Genomic DNA, 16,167 nt, shown 5'->3' with positions numbered 1-16,167 from the left:
TTATTGCCGTGGAAGTGTCGGTGGAAGTATCGTCGGAGAACCCGGACGCGAGAAGGTGTAGATCAAGTCGACCGCCTGGCTCGTGCCGGTAACCACCTGAACGTAGAAATTACGCCAAAGCGTATAGCGTAAGGTTAGTTCAGCGATGGGTGAAAAGATTCCCACGCCGTAGCTAATTCGTAAATCGTCGGTGAGCTGACCGCTGAGCGCGACCTGGCTTTCGTCACCGGCGCCGGTGGTATCCAGGGTCAAGTCGTTGATGCCGAAGGCTTCCCCAATCGAGCCGACCGCCCCGCCGGTGCGTCCAAGCGACATGCCGATCAGCGCCGTGGTCAAGGCGCTATCGACCCCGCCGGAGGAATCCGGGGCGCGCCCGCGAAGCACGTAAGAGAGGGCGCTGCTCTCCGGCATCGCCGGCTCCGAGAAGATCGCCACGTTCGGCGTTTCCGCCGTGCCGGTGACGCGAAGCCCCGCGATCACGTCGTCCTGGGTCACTTCCGGGTTTCTGATCGCCTCGAAATTGAGTACGGGAAGCCCCGGCGGGCCGCTGAACAGCAGCTGACCGCGGCGAATGAGCAGATCCTGACCGAAGGCCTGGAAGCGCCCGTCCACCAGGTTCACTTCGCCAAAGAGCTGAAGCGCCCCGCTGTCCTGGCGCACCTCCAGATTGCCCGCCAGGTTCGATTCCAGCCCGTAGGCGGAGAGCTCCATGTCATCGCCCAGGTTCAGCGTGATCAGCATGTCGATCTCCATGCCGCCAGCGGCGAGTTCGTCCGCCGCGCTCGGGCCTTCGCCGTTGGCGGTGCGAAGCCGCGCAATGCGCTCGGCTTCGCGGTCCTCGCGCTCGGTGATGATGATCTCGTCCCCACTCGGCGTGATCGCCGAGGCCGGCAGTCTGCCGATTTCGAGACGCGCCCAGGGAATGTCGACGTTGCCGCGAATCTGGAGACGCTCCGGGTTGACGCGAATGCGAATGTTCGGCGCCGCTTCGAGGCGCCCGAACTGAGGTAGCACGACCAGTAGCGGCTCCTGAACCGCGTTCAGATCGACACCCGCCCGCCACTGCTCGTTCTCCGGCCAGTACGCGTCGCCAGTGATGTTGAGCCGGCCGCGCTCGGCGGCAATGAAGCCGTCGATGCTGCCCTGGCCGCCGTCGAAGCGCAGCGCAAGCTCGCCGTCCTGAACGTCGACCGGAATGTCCGGGCCACGGGCGCGCACGCCGCGAAGTGCCAGCGTGCCCTGCAAATCCGGCTGGGCGGTCGTGCCGCCAATCGAAACCGTGCCGTTGAGCGCGCCCTGAAGCTCGTCGAGCTGTGCGACCAGCGGCATATAAGGCCCGAGCACGATATTGCTGGCACGCAGTTCGCCGTCGAGCCCGCCTCGGCCGATCGGGTCGCTCACGGTTAGATCCAGCGCCAAACGCCCTGCCTCGGACAGCGACAGCACCACGCTGGCGTTGGCATTGGCCTGGTTGGCGTCGATCTGAGCATCCAAATTGATCACCGGCAGGCGCACCGGCTGGCCGTAGCCGTCGACCGCGGTGATCGCAAGCTCGCTCAAAAGCTCGACATCGGCCTGCCAGCGCGCCCCACCCTGGCTCCAGGAGAGCCCCAGGTCCGCCGTAGTATCGCCATCCAGACGCCACTCCTCGGGCAGAAACGGCTCGAGCGCTTCCATCGGCACTTCGCGTACGGTCAAAAGCGCACGGCCCTGGTCGGCAGAGGCATTGATCGTCTCTGTCGAGCACACGAGCCCGCCTTCGAGCCGGCGCAGGCAGAACGGCGATAGCCGCGCCTGGCCGTTGGCCAGGTTGTAGCGAAGATCCAGCGGGCTTTCGAGTCGAATATCGCCGGCGTCGGAGTCGATCTCAAGCGGTGTGACGTTAGCCTGATAAAGCTGGTTGGCCTGATCGAAACGCCCGCGCAGTGCAAGCTCGGCGCGCTGCAAAGCGCTCGTATCGTCACCCTGCACCTCAAGCGATAGCGTGTGCTGGGAAAGCAGGCCCTCGAGGGTCAGTTCCAGGCGTTGAAGCGTTTGGCCGCCGGCCACGGCCCGGTCGAGCAACAGGTCTATGTCCAAACGCGGGTCGTCGATGCCGCTGATATCGGCGTCGAGCGAAAGCCGCTCGACGCTGTTGTCGGCAAAACGCAGGTCACTGCCTTCAAGCGTGGCGTTGATTTGCGGCTGCTCGATGCTGCCGCGGGCCTGAATATCGCCGGCAAGACGCCCGGCGAGCTGCGGATGAATGGTTTGCAGCTGATTGAGCGCGATGTCGGCATCGATCGACAGCGCTTGCTGGCTTGCCTGGCCCTGAGCGGTCAGGCGGTTGTTGCCTTGGGTGAAGACCAGACGATCGATGTCGGCTTCGAGATCCGAGTTGGCGTTCAAGGATGCTTCCAGCGTGAGCGGGTAATCGCGAAGCTCGCCGTCGATGGAAAGCGCGGGCAGATCGATCAGCCAGCGCTCGCCCTGTTGAAGCACGCCAAGCTCGATATCGCCACTTAGCGAGCCGTCGAGATCGGCAACGAAGTGCGACGGATCGAAGTCATCCAGGCGAATCGTGGTGTCCAGCGTAATGGCGTTGGCCCAGCTCACGCGCCCCTGGCTTGCCAGGCGGCTCTCGTCGATTTGAAGCGCAAGCGTCGACCAATCAAAAGCGCCGATGTCGCCACTGCCCTCCAGATTCAGCGTTAGAAGCGGCACGTCCGGGCCTTCGGCCTCGACGTCGAGCGCCAGGTTATAGGCATTAATATCACCGTCGGCGCGCAGATCCAGGTTCTGCACCACCCAAGGGGTGACGTCGGCGCTCTCGGACGTGGTCAAAGGCCACTGCAGCCGGTCACTTTGCAGACGCGCGGAGAACGGATAGTTCGGATCGTCGATATCGGCGCGCGCCTCGAGCCGGGTGTTCTCAACGCCGTCGGCATCCAGCGTCACCGTGAATGCCTCCAGGCTTCCATTGGCGTGCAGGTCCAGATTCTGCACCACGAAGGGCTCTGCGGCGGTGTCGGCGTCTTCCGGCACGTTGAGCGGCCACTGGAAACGCTCGCTTTGCAAGCGCACGTCAAAGGGGTAGCTCGGGTCGTCGAGATCCACCTGCCCGTCCAGGCGCGTGTTATCGATGCCCTCGGCATCGACGGTCACCGCGAAGGCTTCCAGATTGCCGCTGGCGCGAAGGTCGAGATCCTCGACGCGGATGGGCTCAGCGTCGCTGCCCTCCACCGGGGTGAGCGGCCACTGGAGCTCGTCGGTTTGAAGGCGCACGTCGAACGCAAACAGCGGGTCGAGCACGTCGACGCTGGCATCCAGCACGACGTTGACCAGCCCCTCGGTATCGAGCTCGCCTTTGAGATCGGCAAGCGAGCCGGACAGCGCAAGCGACACCGTGTTGCCGGAAAGCTCGGGGAAGCGCTCCGGCAGGTAGAGCGTGGTGGCCAGGTTCAGCTCGAGCGGATACTCCTCGGCCAGGCGGATCGTGCCGTCAAGGTTCACCTCGGCGTCCGGGGTGAGCACGTAGAAGGTGTCGATGGCGATGTCGTGCTCGATCGCCGAGCCCACCAGGGTGAGCCGCTCGACGCTGTAATCGATCGCGCCTTCGAGGGCGAAGTCGTTGATGGCAAGCTCTTCGACGATAACGTCGATTGGCAGCATGATGTCGGGAAGCTGGGTACGGCCCTGCTCGGTGACCAGTACGCCAGCGTCCTCCTCTACCGGCTCGGGTTCCGGCGGGGTGTGCACGGCGATGGCACCGTCGATACCGGTGGCGTCCAGCGGCGTCTCGAGACCTTGGGTCAGGCGCACGCCGGGTGACGGCGGCAGATAGACCCGCGGCTGATTTAGCTCCGTGGGGGCCAGGCGCACGCTCTGGCCTTCGGCAACCGCAGCGCTGGTCAGCGAGTCGAAGGTGATGCGCGTGCCGTCACCGAGCGTGACGGCGGTATCGTTCAACACCAGTTCGCGAAGTTCGATGGGAAACGGCAGCGTGATACGAAGCGGCGGCTGATTGTCCGGCGGTGGCTCCGGCTCGTTTTGACTCGCGGCCAAGCGAATGTCGGCGCCGTCGGCGCGTAGCGTGTCGATACAGAGCCGGCCGGAAAGCAAGCAGTCGTCGGCCCAGCGAAGCTCCAGGTCGTCGATGGCGACCTGTACGCCGGCAACGTTCATGCGAAAGCCCTGTAGCGTGAACTCGTCGAGCAGGCCGCCGGACTGCGCCTCATAACTAACGTAGCCGCGCTTCTCGGCCTGGGAGAAGAGCTGTGCCGTTCCCCAAGGCGACAGTGCGGCGCCCAGTACCAGTGCGATAAGACCAAACAGCCACAGCGGCACGAGGATCAACAGGCGAATCACACTCCAAACGGCCAGTCGGGTACGCGCACCCGAGGAGAGCCGCTTTTTCGTTCGCGGCTTTTTCTTTGCAACGTCTGCCAAAATGCGCTCCTAAAACTCGGGGCCGATAGAGAAGTGGATACGGTAGTCGTTGTCTTCATCGTCGAAAGGATGGGCGACGTCGAAGCGGATGGGGCCAACCGGCGAGATCCAGCGCACGCCGACGCCGGCGCCGGTTTTGAGATCGTCGGCACTCCAGTCGTCGAAGGCGTTGCCGTTGTCGACGAACGCAGCGCCCCACCAGGCGCCGGTAACCCGACGCTGATACTCGAGCGTCGAGGTCAACATCTGCTGGCCGCCGCGCAAAAGCCCGTCGTCAGAGCGCGGCGACAGGCTCTCGAAGGAGTAGCCGCGCACGCTGTTATCGCCGCCGGTGAAAAAGCGCAGCGACGGTGGAATCTTATCGAAATTGTCGGTTTCGATGGCACCGACTCCCAGGCGCGCCAAAAAGCGGTTGCTGTCGCCCAGGGTGCGAATCCATTCGGTATCGCCGGTCACGCGTAAAAACGTGGCGTCCGAGCCCCAAAGCGTATCGGAGTACTCCAGCGAGAGCTGCTGGCGATCGCCCCAGAGCGGAAATCGCGTAGGCCGGGTGCGCGTGCGCGACCACTGGATGCCGGGATAGTAGAGCCACACCTCGTCGGAAAGATTACCCTGGGTGAAGTCCTCGTAGGTGGTGCGCACGTAAAGGGTTTGCACCCAGCGGTTGTCGAACTCCCAGCGCCGAGCGAACTCTACCGTGCCCTCGAGCGACTCGGTGTCGTTGTCTTCACGCTGACGAATACCGTACTGCAGCCGGTAGTTGTCGCGAAGTGGGTCTTCGAGGGGAATGTTGTAAACCCCGGTAAAGCGCTGATCCGGCCCGGAAATATAAAGGTCGTGGTTCAGACTGTGACCGAGGCTATTGATCCAAGGCTGCTGCCAGCCAAAACGAAGCCTGGGACCGACGTCGGTAGCGTAGCCGATACCGGTTTCGAACTGATGGCGATCGGCGGGCTCGACGGTGACATCGATCGGCAGGCGGTAGTCGTTGGGCTGGCCAACGCTCAAGGCGCTTGCAAAGGCGGCGCTCGAGAGCCGTGGACGCTTTGGCTGGGAGGCGGTGGCGGAGTCGTACCAGGCCGCCCCGCCACCGCTCGGCGTCACGACGAGCTCTTGCGCCGTTTGCAGGCGCGGACGTACGGTCACCGAGCGAAACCAGCGGGTCTCGCCCAAGCGCTGGTTGTAAAGCGCGATCGACTCGGCAAGATAGGGGTCGCCGGGCTCGAAGCCCTGCATCTGTTTGAGCCGCTCGGGCTCGATATGGCTTCCCACGATGCGAGTTTGGCCGAACCGGTAGCGCGGGCCGCTATCGAAATCCATGTAGAGACGCGCGCTTTCCTTATAAGGGCGCACTTCCATACGCCGGTCAGTAAAGCCCCAGTCGAAGTAGCCTCGCTCGATGGCAAGCCCGGAGAACTCAGAGCCAAGTTGATCCCAGGGCTCGTGTTCGAGCACGTCACCCTCTTCGAGCGGAAAGTCGTCCAGCGCCTGTTGAAACGGCGGGTCGTCTTGAGCGTCGCCTTCGATGTTGATAGACAGCGTTTCGATGCGCACCTGGGGGCCGGGCTCGATACGTACTCGAACCGGTTCGGCGAGGGTCACCTCCACCTCTGGCTCGTAGTAGCCGAATACGCGCATCGCTTCCTGAGTGCGCTGGCGAATTTCGCCTTCCAAACGCAGGTCGGTGTAGCGCTCTTCATCGATATTTTGAAGGTAGGCGTCGATGTTCTCTTCGACCGGGCCCGACACGCCGCTGATGGTGGCTTCCAGCGCCCAAAGCGGCGGGCTTATCATCAACAAAGGGGCTGCCAGGTAGAACGCTACGGGCATCGCCGTAAATCGCTGACGGTATCGTTGCATGGTTTCCTTCTTTTACCTGATCAGACGGGCGACAGGTGAAGGCCGGGCGATACCCTTCGCCCTGGCGTTTTCACCCTTTTTTGAATTATCGCAGCATTTCCATTTGAGCACTAAACGCTAATTGCGCCTGACGCACCTGGCGAACGTCGCTTTCAAGCGCCATGATACGCTCGTTGAGCGAAGCGGTGGCGCGCTCGCGCGCCTGCTGGTCGATACCCGTTTCGGCGTTTTGGGCCGCCTCGGCGAGTTCGTCCAGGCGCGCGTCGAGCTCGCCGCGAAGCGTAGTGAGCTGGTTGTCGAGAGTCACGCGCTCGCGGCCCAGCCGTTCTTCCAACGCGGCGACCCGCTCGGCGGTGTTCTGGTCTAGAGACGCCACCTCTTCGAGCAGGTTTTGGCGCCCGGCGGTGCCCGCCTGCTCGAGCGCATTTACCGAGCTGCGTACGGCCTGGAGCTGGCGCTCGTTGAGCTCGGCGGCCTCGCGCTGCGCCGTCAGCGTTTCGCGAAGCTCGTCGATCGCCTCCAGCGATACCGTGTCCTCGCCATCGGTCAAAAGCCCGTAAAGCTCTTCGCGGGTGTTGGTCAAACGCAACGCCAGCTGCTCCTGTTCCTGGAACAGCGTGGTCATTTGAGCCTGCATGTAGCTGACCGAGTCGACCACGTCGGTGTCGCTGGAGTCGAGCCGCGCGTGCAGGTTGGAGACTTCACCGCTTACCCGGCGAACCTCGTCCAGAAGGCGCTCGCGCTCGTACCAAAGCCCTGCGGCCAGCGCCGCCAGTAGCGCGATGACCAGCAGCAGTACGAGCCACAGCGGCCAAAGGCGTGGGCCTCGACGATGGCGCAGATGCTGGGCGCCCAGACTCTGGTCCACGTCGGGCACGATACGCTGGGACGGGGTGGCGTCAGACATTAAAGTTCCTCAATGGGTCGTTGGGTCGGCGCGACGGCCGATGCCTCGATAGCGCAGCCCGCAGCTGGCAACGAAAGCCGGATCGAAAATATTGCGTCCGTCCAGGATCAATTTAGCATTTAAAAGCTCGGTCAGACGATGCCAGTCCGGGTTCCAGTAGTTTTTCCACTCGGTGACCAGCATCAGCGCATCCGCCCCTTCGCAGGCCTGGTACGGGTCGTCGGTGTAAAGCGTCAGATCCTCGCGCTCACCGAGCAGCGCGGCAAGCGCCGGGGTGGCGGCGGGGTCGTGAAGCTGTACCTTCACCCCCTGAGCCCAGAGCGCCTCCAGCAGTGTGAGTACCGGCGCATGGTCGATGCGTGCGGTGCCGGGTTTGAACGCCGCCCCCCAGATCGCCACGGTCTTGCCGGCCAAATCGCCTTCGAAAAACGTCCAGAGCTTTCTAAAAAGCGTCTCTTTTTTCTGCTCGTTGATATCCATGACCTGCTCGAGCAGCGCGGAGTAGCGCCCGCTTTGCGACTGTACGTCGGCCAGACGCATCAAGTCTCGCGAAAAATTGGGGCCGCCGAAACCGCAGCCTGGGTAAAGATACTCAAAGCCAATGCGCGTGTCGGCGCCCATGCCTTGGCGCACGTGCTCGACGTCCACACCCAGCGTGTCGGCGAGGCCGGCGATTTCGTTCATGTAGCTGATGCGGGTGGCCAGCATGCCGTTGATGGCGAGCTTGGAAAGTTCCGCGGCGCGGCGCGGCATTAGTTGAAACACATCGCGGCGGCGATTGAACGCGCGTAAAAGCTCGCGAGCGATCTGCTCGCCCTGGGCGTCGTCGCAGCCCAAAAGCCAGCGGGTCGGGCGCGTAAACGACGCCCAGGCCCGCCCCTCCTCGAGGGTGTCCGGCAGCGCGACGCTACCGTGCTGTTCGCCCATCAGGGTATTGAGGCGCTCGGTATCGCCAACCGGGAACGTGGAGTTATTGATGAGTACCGCGCGATGCTCGCGAAAAAGCGGCGCGCTCAAAAGCGCATCGGCCGAGCGGCGCTGCTCCGGTGACAAAGCCAGCCACACCACGTCCATGGGCGCGGCCTCGTCGAGCGAGGTCACGATGCGAAGCGTTTGCTGCTCGAAGGCCTGATCGATATGGGCCATGAGTTCGGGCTCACGGCGCAGCCAGTCGAGGGTGGAAATCACCCCCCAGGGGGCGTCCTCATGCAAAAGCCAGTCGATGCGGTGACCAACGAAGGCGAGCGCCGCCGCTGCCGTCGCGGCACTGAGTTCGCTACCGTAAAGAAGTACGCGCATTAACCACGCTCCTTGCGCAATTGCCGGATAAACAGGGCCTTTTGGGTCATGTCGACGTCCTTTTCATGCGCTTCGCGCCTGGAGTGGTTAGAATGCAATAATACAAAACCCGGGGGTGGATGCCACCTTGTAGCTTAATGTAACCAATTTTTTTGGTAAACGGGCGCCGGGTAACGTCTCGCGCTGACAGGATAAGGGAGTGAACCCATGCAAGCGACCCCAGAGGATAGCACCGTCAATCGCTATCAAGGTAACGTCGACCAAGCGGAAGTGGCGAAGTTTGAAGCACTTGCCAACCAGTGGTGGGACGAGACAGGCGAGTTCAAACCGCTGCACGAGATCAATCCGCTGCGCCTTGACTTCATCGACGCTCGCGCCGGGCTTGCGGGCAAAAAAGTGCTCGACGTGGGCTGCGGCGGCGGAATTTTAAGCGAATCGATGGCGCGCCGCGGCGCCGACGTGACCGGGATCGACCTGGGCGAGGCACCGCTGGGGGTGGCGCGGGTGCACGCCGAGCATCAAAACGTCGAGCTTGCGTATCGTAACGTTAGCGTCGAAACCCTGGCCGACGAGATGCCGGGAGCGTTCGACGTCGTTACCTGCATGGAAATGCTCGAACACGTGCCGGACCCGGCCTCGGTCATCCGCGCGTGCTGCACGCTCGTACGCCCCGGTGGCTACGTTTTCTTCTCGACGATCAACCGTACGCCGAAGTCCTACGCCTTCGCTATCGTCGGCGCCGAGTACGTGCTGAACCTGCTACCGCGCGGCACCCACGACTACGCCAAATTCATCCGGCCTCACGAAATGGCGAGCTGGGCGCGCAAGGCGGGACTCGAGGTGCGCGAGCAGACCGGGTTAACCTACAACCCCTTCACAAAGCGCTACAAGCTGGTGGCCAACGACGTCTCGGTCAACTACATGATGTACTGCCGCCGGGTGGGTCACTGAATGCCTCACGCCTCTACCTGTAACGCGACCGAGCCGGCAAGCGCCGCACTACCTGCGCCCAAGGCCGTCTTGTTCGATCTGGACGGCACGCTGGTCGACACCGCGCCGGATCTGGCCAATGCCACCAACGCGCTGCGCCGCTTTCACGGCCAGCCGCCCCTGCCCTTCGAGCAGATTCGCCGGGAAGTCTCCAACGGCGGCAGCGCTCTGGTGACGCTGGCGATCGGCCTTGCGTCGGACGCCGAGGGCCACGCAGAGGCGCGCCAGTATCTGCTGGATGCCTACGAGCAGGCCGTTGCCACCCATAGCCAGGTGTTCAAACCGCTGGACACCTGGCTTGCCGGCTGGCATGGCGAACAAAAGCCCTGGGGGATCGTCACTAACAAGCCTCGCCGCTATACCCTGCCGCTGTTGGAGGCGCTGGCTTTGGAACCCGGCGCGCTTTTGTGCGCCGACGATCTAAGCGTGAAAAAGCCGGAGCCGGAGCCGCTGTGGGAAGCGGCGCGGCGCCTTGCGATCGACCCGGCGCACTGCTGGTACGTTGGCGATCATCGGCGGGATATCGAAGCGGCGAAAGCGGCGGGCATGACCGCCATTGCGGTGGGCTACGGCTATATCAGCGAGCAGGACGACTACCGTACATGGCCCGCCGATATCTGGTTTGAAACCTGCGGAGACCTGGTCGAGCGGCTGGCCACGTTTTGACGCGCTAACGTCCTTACGCCTTGGCCGCCGCTCGGCCATTCAAGCCCCATTAGGCTTTGGGGGGCTGGGCGTCGATTTTTTGGCCGGTCACGCCGCGGCTATCCGGGCCCATTAGCCACAGATAGGTGGGCATGATTTGCTCCGGGGTGCGCAGCGTGGCAGGATCTTCGTCCGGGTAAGCGCCGGCGCGCATGTCGGTGCGGGTCGCGCCCGGATTGAGCGTGTTGATACGAAGATGTTCGTGCGCCTTGAATTCGTCGGCCAGCACTTCCATAAAGCCCTCGGTGGCGAACTTCGAAACGCTATAGGCGCCCCACTGCGCCCGCCCTTTTCGGCCCACGCTCGATGAGGTGAAAATCAGCGAAGCATCGTCGGCGCTGTCCAGAAGCGGTAACAGCGACTGGGTCATCCAGATCGGGCCATTGATATTGACCTGCATCACCTGATCCCAGAGCTCCGGATCGTACTCCTCGAAAGGCGTGAGGGTGCCAAGAAGCCCGGCGTTGTGAAGCAGTCCGTCCAAGCGGCCAAACTCACGGTCCAGCCGCCTTGCCATATCGTCGTAGTCCTCGATCAGCGCCCCTTCGATATTGAGCGGAAAGATCGCCGGCTGGGGGCTACCCTGGGCTTCGATCTCATCGTACACGCGCTCCAACTTTTCGAGGGTGCGGCCCAGCAAAATGACGGTGGCGCCGTGCCTTGCGTAGTCGAGCGCGGCAACGCGGCCGATACCGTCACCGGCGCCGGTGACCAGAATAACGCGATCCTTGAGCAAGTCAGGCCGGGCCTGATAATCGATCTTGCAGGTCATGCATAACCTCGGGGTGAATTATCCGGCGGACTGGCGAAGAAAGTCGTTGGCCAAGCCGGCGGCGCTACTTTGCGGGTAATCGTCGCGCACCTGCTCGAGCAGCTCGCGGCTGCGCTCGGTTTCGCCCTGGCGCGCCTTGACCAAGCCCAGCTTGTAAAGCGCATCCGGCACCTTGGAGCTTGAGTCGAAGTCGTTGATGACGCGGCTAAACGCATCATCCGAGGCGGATAGCTCGTTCTCGGCGGCGTAAAGCTCACCCAGCCAGTAGTAGCCGTTGGCGGTCAGGCTGGTATCCGGATGGGCGCTGACGAAATCGTTGAAGGCATCGATCGCTTCGCTAAAGCGGCGCGCCTGAACGTGGGCGAAGGCGGCCTGATAGTCCGCTTGCGCGTCTTCGCTGACGTTGTTTGACGAGGCTTGTGACGAGGACGGAGCGGCCACCTCTTCGGCGGCCTCGGGTTCGACTTGCGGTGTAGCGGGCGCTGCCGGCGCGGACGCCGGGGCGCTTTGCAGGTTCATCAAGCGGTCTTCGATATCGAGATACTGCTGCTGCGACTGGCGCTTGAGCTGCTCCATCTGATGGCGCAGCTCCTCGATCTGACCCCGTAGGCGCTGAATCTCCTGCTGGTGCTCCTCGACCTGATTGAACAGTACCAGGTTACCGCCAGAGGCTTCCTGACGCTGGGTTTGCGAGTAGAACCCGCCGGAACCGGAGGACATGTCCTGAACCAGCGGCTGCTGAGCGAGCACCGCGAGAGGCAATACGGACAGCGGGAGCGCAATGGCTCCCGCACCGCACAGCCTCCCAAAAAAACGTTTGAGACTGTGATTCATGATGACTCCCAAAGACGCCCCGAGGCAGTACTGCCCCGGGGCGCTTGATAGCTTAACGTCTAACCGTCTGACCCGTTAGCCGAATTAGTAGCTAAAGACCACACGACGGTTTTGCGAGTAGGCGCTGTCGCCCTGACCGCTGGCTGCCGGGCGCTCTTCGCCGTAGCTGACAACGCTCATTTGAGACGGCGAAACGCCTTGAATGTTCAAGAAGCGCTGAACGGCGCGCGCACGACGCTCGCCAAGCGCCATGTTGTATTCACGCGTGCCGCGCTCGTCGGTGTGGCCCTGGAGGGTCACGCGAGCGTTGGGATTGGCCTGCAGATAGCGCGCGTGGCCCATCACGACGGATTCGTACTCGCTTTTGATCGTATCGCGGTCGTAATCGAAGTAGATGGTCCGCACTTCGGGAATGCGCGAGTCGGCCTGCTGGCCGGCGCCGGAGCCAGAAGTGGAACCGTACTGACCGGTACCGCTGGTGCCCATACCGGAACCGGTACCGGTACCAGCGGTGCTGCCGCTTTGGCTACCGTATGCGTCACCGTCCTGGGTGCCGCCGGTGCTCGAACAGCCCGCAACGGCCAGAATGGAGAATGCGACTGCTAGAGAGCGAGCCAATGGCTTAAGTTGCATGATCAGACTCCTTGCCTGAAAAACAGAATTCAATGTTGTTCAACGTTTCTGTCGTTCAACGTTTTGGAATTGAACGTCAGTTTAAAAAGGGAGACCACGCGGGGTCGCGTACTTCACCCTGTGCTGCCGGCAGTCTGAATGACGAGCGGCCATCCGCCGAAACGGCACTCAAAAAGCCACTTCCACCCTGTTGGGTAGCGAAGATTACCATGGTCCCGTTCGGCGCAACACTAGGAGATTCATCCCGCGTTGACTCGCTCAAGACCACCAACCGGCCACCGTCGAGTTCCTGGCGCGCGACCTGATAACCGCGGTCCGATCGGTGGACCAAAAAGATCTGATCGCCTTCAGGTGAATAGCGCCCGCGAGCGTTGTAGTTGCCGGTGTAAGTCACCCGGTTGGCGTTACCGCCGTTGGCGGACATCTGATAGATCTGGGGGCCGCCGCTGCGATCCGAGGTGAACAAAATGTTGGCGCCGTTGGGCGAAAAGGCCGGCTCGGTGTCGATGCTGTTGCTGTCGGTCAAGCGGTTGAGCGAGCGGCTGCCGATATCGAGTACGTAGATATCCGGCTGGCCATCCTTGGAAAGCGACATTGCCAGGCGGCGGCCGTCTGGCGACCAGGCGGGCGCGCCGTTGATGCCCTCGAACGAGGTCGCCTGTACGCGCTGACCGCTCGAAACATCCTGAATATAGATCGCCGGGCGCTCGGTTTCAAAGGAAACATAGGCCAGTTTACGTCCATCCGGGGACCAGGCCGGTGACATGATTGGCTGATCCGACGTCAGCACCTGCTGGCTGCGGGCACCGTCGGCGTCCGCCACGTACAGACCAAACTGCATGTTATCGCCCAGCCCCTGAGCGGTGACGTAAGCGATTTTAGTCGAGAACGCGCCGCGGATGTCGGTGATCGCCTCGAATACCTGGTCGCTGATGTAGTGGGCAGCACCGCGTAAGTCGTTGCCGCTGACATTGACGGTTTCGCCGATCATGCGCGTTTGGCCGCTGATATCCATCAGATCGAACTGAAGTTGATAGCCGCCGCCGGTTTGCTGGGCACGCCCGACCACCAGGTACCGCGTATCCAGCGAACGCCACGTGCCGAACTCAACGTCGCTTGCCTGGCTTGGGCGTTCGAACATGGCGCTGCGCTCGAGCGGCGCGAACATGCCGCTACGCTCCAGGTCATCCTGCACGATTTGCGCCACGTCTTCCGGGAAGCCTTCGCCCCCTTCGAAGGGCACGACGCCAATGGGAAGTGCCTGGTCACTGCCACGCGTGATTTCGATCGTCAGGTTGGCACTTGCGACGCTGCTGATCAGCAGCAGCACACAAAATAGCCAGGCTTTACTCAAGGTCTGCATCAACGTACCCCCGATGGAGTGAAGTTAAAGTTTATCGGACGCGATCGTATATCGCGCTGCTGTTCCGGCGTTAGCTGTAGCAGTTCGCGAAACGGTGCGGCTTGTTCGACCGCCTGAACGGCGGATTGATCGAAAGCGCTGTTGCCGCTCGACGTTACTATATTAGTCAATAGAACTTCTCCCGAGGGCCCCAAGCGCGCACTTATTACCGCGCGCAGATTGTCGGCGCCTCCCGGGATGATCCAGGCCTGCTCCACCGCGCGCTGCACCAGGTTGCTGAAGTTGTTCGCCGCCTGCTGCGCTTGCTGGGCGTTGGCCGCGGCAGCCGCCGCCTCGCCTTCGAGCTGGCGCTGCATGGCGGCTTCCGCCTCGCGCTGACGCTGTGCTTCGGCTTCGCGTTCACGCTGTGCCTCGGCCTCACGCTGACGCTGCTCTTCTGCTTCCCGCTCACGCCGTGCCGCCTCTTCGCGTTCGCGTTCGCGTTCGCGCTCGGCTTGGGCTTCTGCTTCTGCTTCTGCTTCGCGGCGTGCTTCCTCTTCGCGCTGACGCTCGGCTTCCGCTTCGGCCTGGCGTTCGCGCTCGGCCTGGGCTTCGGCTTCTGCCTCGCGGCGCGCTTCCTCCTCGCGTTGGCGCTCGGCTTCGCGCTCCTGGCGGGCCTGCTCTTCACGAAGCCTTTGCTGTTCGGCTTCCGCCTCGGCGCGGGCCTGCTCTTCGGCGGCACGCTCCTCGGCGAGCCGCTGGGCCTCCTCTTCGCGGGCCTGAGCCTGGGCTTCGCGCTCCTGGGCAAGCTGCTCGGCCTCCTCGGCGCGACGCTCCGCTTCGGCTTCGGCTTCTTCCAGCGCCCGGGCGCGCTCCGCCGCGGCGGCTTCGGCTGCCGCCTCGGCGTCAGCCTGGGCAGTGCTTTGCTCTGATTCAGGCTCTGGCTGCGGTTCGGGTTCGGGTTCCGGCGCAGGCTCCGGCGCCTGTTGGGTGTCGCTACTGGCGCCGCTTTCGAGCGCGGCCTGCTGCTCGATCGCCTGCTGCGCCTGGTCGGTGAAGGTTTCGGTACTCACAAACGTCGCCTGGACGATCGAGGTAGTATCCGGCTCCTCGGTGGACGATGGCCAGCTCACGAGGCTGAAAAGAAGAATCAGCGCGTGCACCGCCACGGCGAGCACCGTAGGCCAGGTGTAGCCGACGTCCTGGGGATCACGAAAAGCGTCATGGGCCATAAAAGCGTTACCCTTGAGCGTCCTGCGGCGGCTCGGAAAGCAGCCCCACGTTGGCGACGCCCGCACGCTGAAGCGTACTCATCAGCACCACGATCTGACCGTAAGGCACATTGCGATCGCCACGTACCATGACCGGTGTATTGGGCACGCGCTGCAAAATGGCGACGACGCGCTCGGAAACTTCGTCGATGGTGACGCTGTTGGTGTCTTCGCCCAAAGTGATATAGAAGCTGCCCTCGTCATCGACGGAGATAATGATGGGATCATTGTCTTCCTGATCCTCGATGGGCTCGGAGCTGACCTGGGGCAGGTCGACCTGAACGCCCTGGGTCAGCATGGGGGTCGTGATCATGAAGATCACCAGCAGTACCAGCATGACGTCGATGAAAGGAACGACGTTGATCTCGCCCATCGGCTTTTTCTTGCCGCCGCGATTGAATGGCCCGTGCATGGCGAACTCCCTTAGCCGACGCTTTTGGTGCTATCGCGACCCTGCAGATTGCGATGCAAAATGGCGTGAAACTCTTCGGCAAAGTCTTCGTACTTGCCCAGTAGTCGGCCGACATCGTTGGAGAGGCGGTTATAGAAAATGACCGCCGGGATAGCTGCGAAAAGGCCCATGGCGGTCGCGATCAGCGCCTCGGCGATCCAGGGCGCGACGGTGGCAAGCGTGGCTTGCTGGGAAAACGACAGCGCTTGAAACGAGCCCATGATGCCCCACACCGTGCCGAAAAGACCGATATAAGGGCTTGCCGAGGCAACGGTGGCCAGAAACGTCAGATGCTGCGTCAGACGGTCCTCTTCGCGCGACCAGGCTACCCGCATGCTGCGCTGAACGCCTTCCAGAACCGTGTCCGGGTTGCGCGTTTTGGGCATCAAACGGTTGAACTCGCGAAAACCGGATTGAAAGATGTGCTCGGCGCCGTGGCGCGGGTCGTCGGCGGGAATGTCGCGGTAAAGCTCGTTGAGATCTACCCCGGACCAAAACGACTCTTCGAACTCGCTGTACTCGCGCTTGGCGCGACGCAGGGCGATACTGCGCTGGAAAATCACCACCCATGAGAGGATCGACCCCGCCACTAGCAGCAGCATGACCAGCTGTACGACGGTGCTGGCACTCATTATCAGGTGGGGGATAGACATGGTGTTATCGTTCACAGTGGCC

At 62.7% G+C, this 16,167-nt stretch carries 13 protein-coding genes; 2 read left to right on the top strand and 11 right to left on the bottom strand.

The genetic code is table 11. From position 1 onward, the window contains the following. The 4 genes from ACGLWX_RS01180 to ACGLWX_RS01165 form a co-directional block, all read right to left on the bottom strand. Positions 1 to 4,428 (bottom strand): translocation/assembly module TamB domain-containing protein, encoded by a 4,428-nt coding sequence (locus ACGLWX_RS01180; RefSeq protein WP_396236660.1) that lies wholly within the window; start codon positions 4,426 to 4,428, stop codon positions 1 to 3. A gap of 9 nt (positions 4,429 to 4,437) precedes the next feature. Beyond that, positions 4,438 to 6,288, bottom strand: coding sequence for an autotransporter assembly complex family protein (locus ACGLWX_RS01175; RefSeq protein ID WP_396236658.1), 1,851 nt, complete (start codon positions 6,286 to 6,288; stop codon positions 4,438 to 4,440). An 85-nt stretch (positions 6,289 to 6,373) separates the two neighbouring features. Continuing rightward, entirely contained in the window at positions 6,374 to 7,195 is an 822-nt protein-coding gene (locus ACGLWX_RS01170) for a hypothetical protein (protein WP_396236656.1), read from the bottom strand. A 9-nt stretch (positions 7,196 to 7,204) separates the two neighbouring features. After that, positions 7,205 to 8,494 carry a nucleotide sugar dehydrogenase gene (locus ACGLWX_RS01165; RefSeq protein WP_396236654.1) on the bottom strand — a complete coding sequence of 430 codons (1,290 nt, stop codon included), beginning with the start codon at positions 8,492 to 8,494 and terminating at the stop codon, positions 7,205 to 7,207. Between the two features lie 207 nt (positions 8,495 to 8,701). On the opposite strand from ACGLWX_RS01165, the gene ubiG reads away from it, so the two are divergent. Next, on the top strand, positions 8,702 to 9,445 hold the full coding sequence (ubiG, locus tag ACGLWX_RS01160) for a bifunctional 2-polyprenyl-6-hydroxyphenol methylase/3-demethylubiquinol 3-O-methyltransferase UbiG (protein WP_252108752.1): 744 nt from the start codon (positions 8,702 to 8,704) through the stop codon (positions 9,443 to 9,445). Further along, the gene (locus ACGLWX_RS01155) at positions 9,446 to 10,150 is read left to right on the top strand and encodes an HAD family hydrolase (RefSeq protein ID WP_252108751.1); all 705 of its coding nucleotides are present in this window, start codon (positions 9,446 to 9,448) and stop codon (positions 10,148 to 10,150) included. A gap of 49 nt (positions 10,151 to 10,199) precedes the next feature. Here the strand turns inward: ACGLWX_RS01155 and ACGLWX_RS01150 are convergent, their stop codons facing one another. The 7 genes from ACGLWX_RS01150 to tolQ all read right to left on the bottom strand — a co-directional run bounded on the left by ACGLWX_RS01150 (position 10,200) and on the right by tolQ (position 16,145). Then, positions 10,200 to 10,961: a YciK family oxidoreductase gene (locus ACGLWX_RS01150; RefSeq protein ID WP_396236652.1), complete on the bottom strand. Its 762-nt coding sequence runs from the start codon at positions 10,959 to 10,961 to the stop codon at positions 10,200 to 10,202. Between the two features lie 18 nt (positions 10,962 to 10,979). Beyond that, complete coding sequence (ybgF, locus tag ACGLWX_RS01145; protein WP_396236650.1) at positions 10,980 to 11,795, bottom strand: tol-pal system protein YbgF; 816 nt, start codon at positions 11,793 to 11,795, stop codon at positions 10,980 to 10,982. A gap of 84 nt (positions 11,796 to 11,879) precedes the next feature. Then, positions 11,880 to 12,428, bottom strand: a complete 549-nt coding sequence (pal, locus tag ACGLWX_RS01140; protein ID WP_252108748.1) for a peptidoglycan-associated lipoprotein Pal — start codon at positions 12,426 to 12,428, stop codon at positions 11,880 to 11,882. Positions 12,429 to 12,504: 76 nt separating this feature from the next. Further along, positions 12,505 to 13,791, bottom strand: a complete 1,287-nt coding sequence (gene tolB, locus ACGLWX_RS01135) for a Tol-Pal system beta propeller repeat protein TolB (protein WP_252108747.1) — start codon at positions 13,789 to 13,791, stop codon at positions 12,505 to 12,507. Continuing rightward, positions 13,791 to 15,002 carry a cell envelope integrity protein TolA gene (gene tolA / locus ACGLWX_RS01130; protein ID WP_396236648.1) on the bottom strand — a complete coding sequence of 404 codons (1,212 nt, stop codon included), beginning with the start codon at positions 15,000 to 15,002 and terminating at the stop codon, positions 13,791 to 13,793. Before tolA ends, tolB begins: the two co-directional genes overlap by 1 nt. Positions 15,003 to 15,009: 7 nt before the next feature. Further along, positions 15,010 to 15,453: a protein TolR gene (gene tolR / locus ACGLWX_RS01125; RefSeq protein ID WP_252108745.1), complete on the bottom strand. Its 444-nt coding sequence runs from the start codon at positions 15,451 to 15,453 to the stop codon at positions 15,010 to 15,012. 11 nt (positions 15,454 to 15,464) lie between these two features. Further along, complete coding sequence (gene tolQ / locus ACGLWX_RS01120) at positions 15,465 to 16,145, bottom strand: protein TolQ (protein WP_252108744.1); 681 nt, start codon at positions 16,143 to 16,145, stop codon at positions 15,465 to 15,467. Positions 16,146 to 16,167 lie beyond the last annotated feature (22 nt).

It is taken from the genome of Halomonas sp. HMF6819, assembly GCF_044335525.1.
GTDB lineage: Bacteria > Pseudomonadota > Gammaproteobacteria > Pseudomonadales > Halomonadaceae > Vreelandella.
The sequence above is the reverse complement of the archived record's forward strand: the minus strand, read 5'-3'. Positions and strand labels throughout refer to the sequence as shown.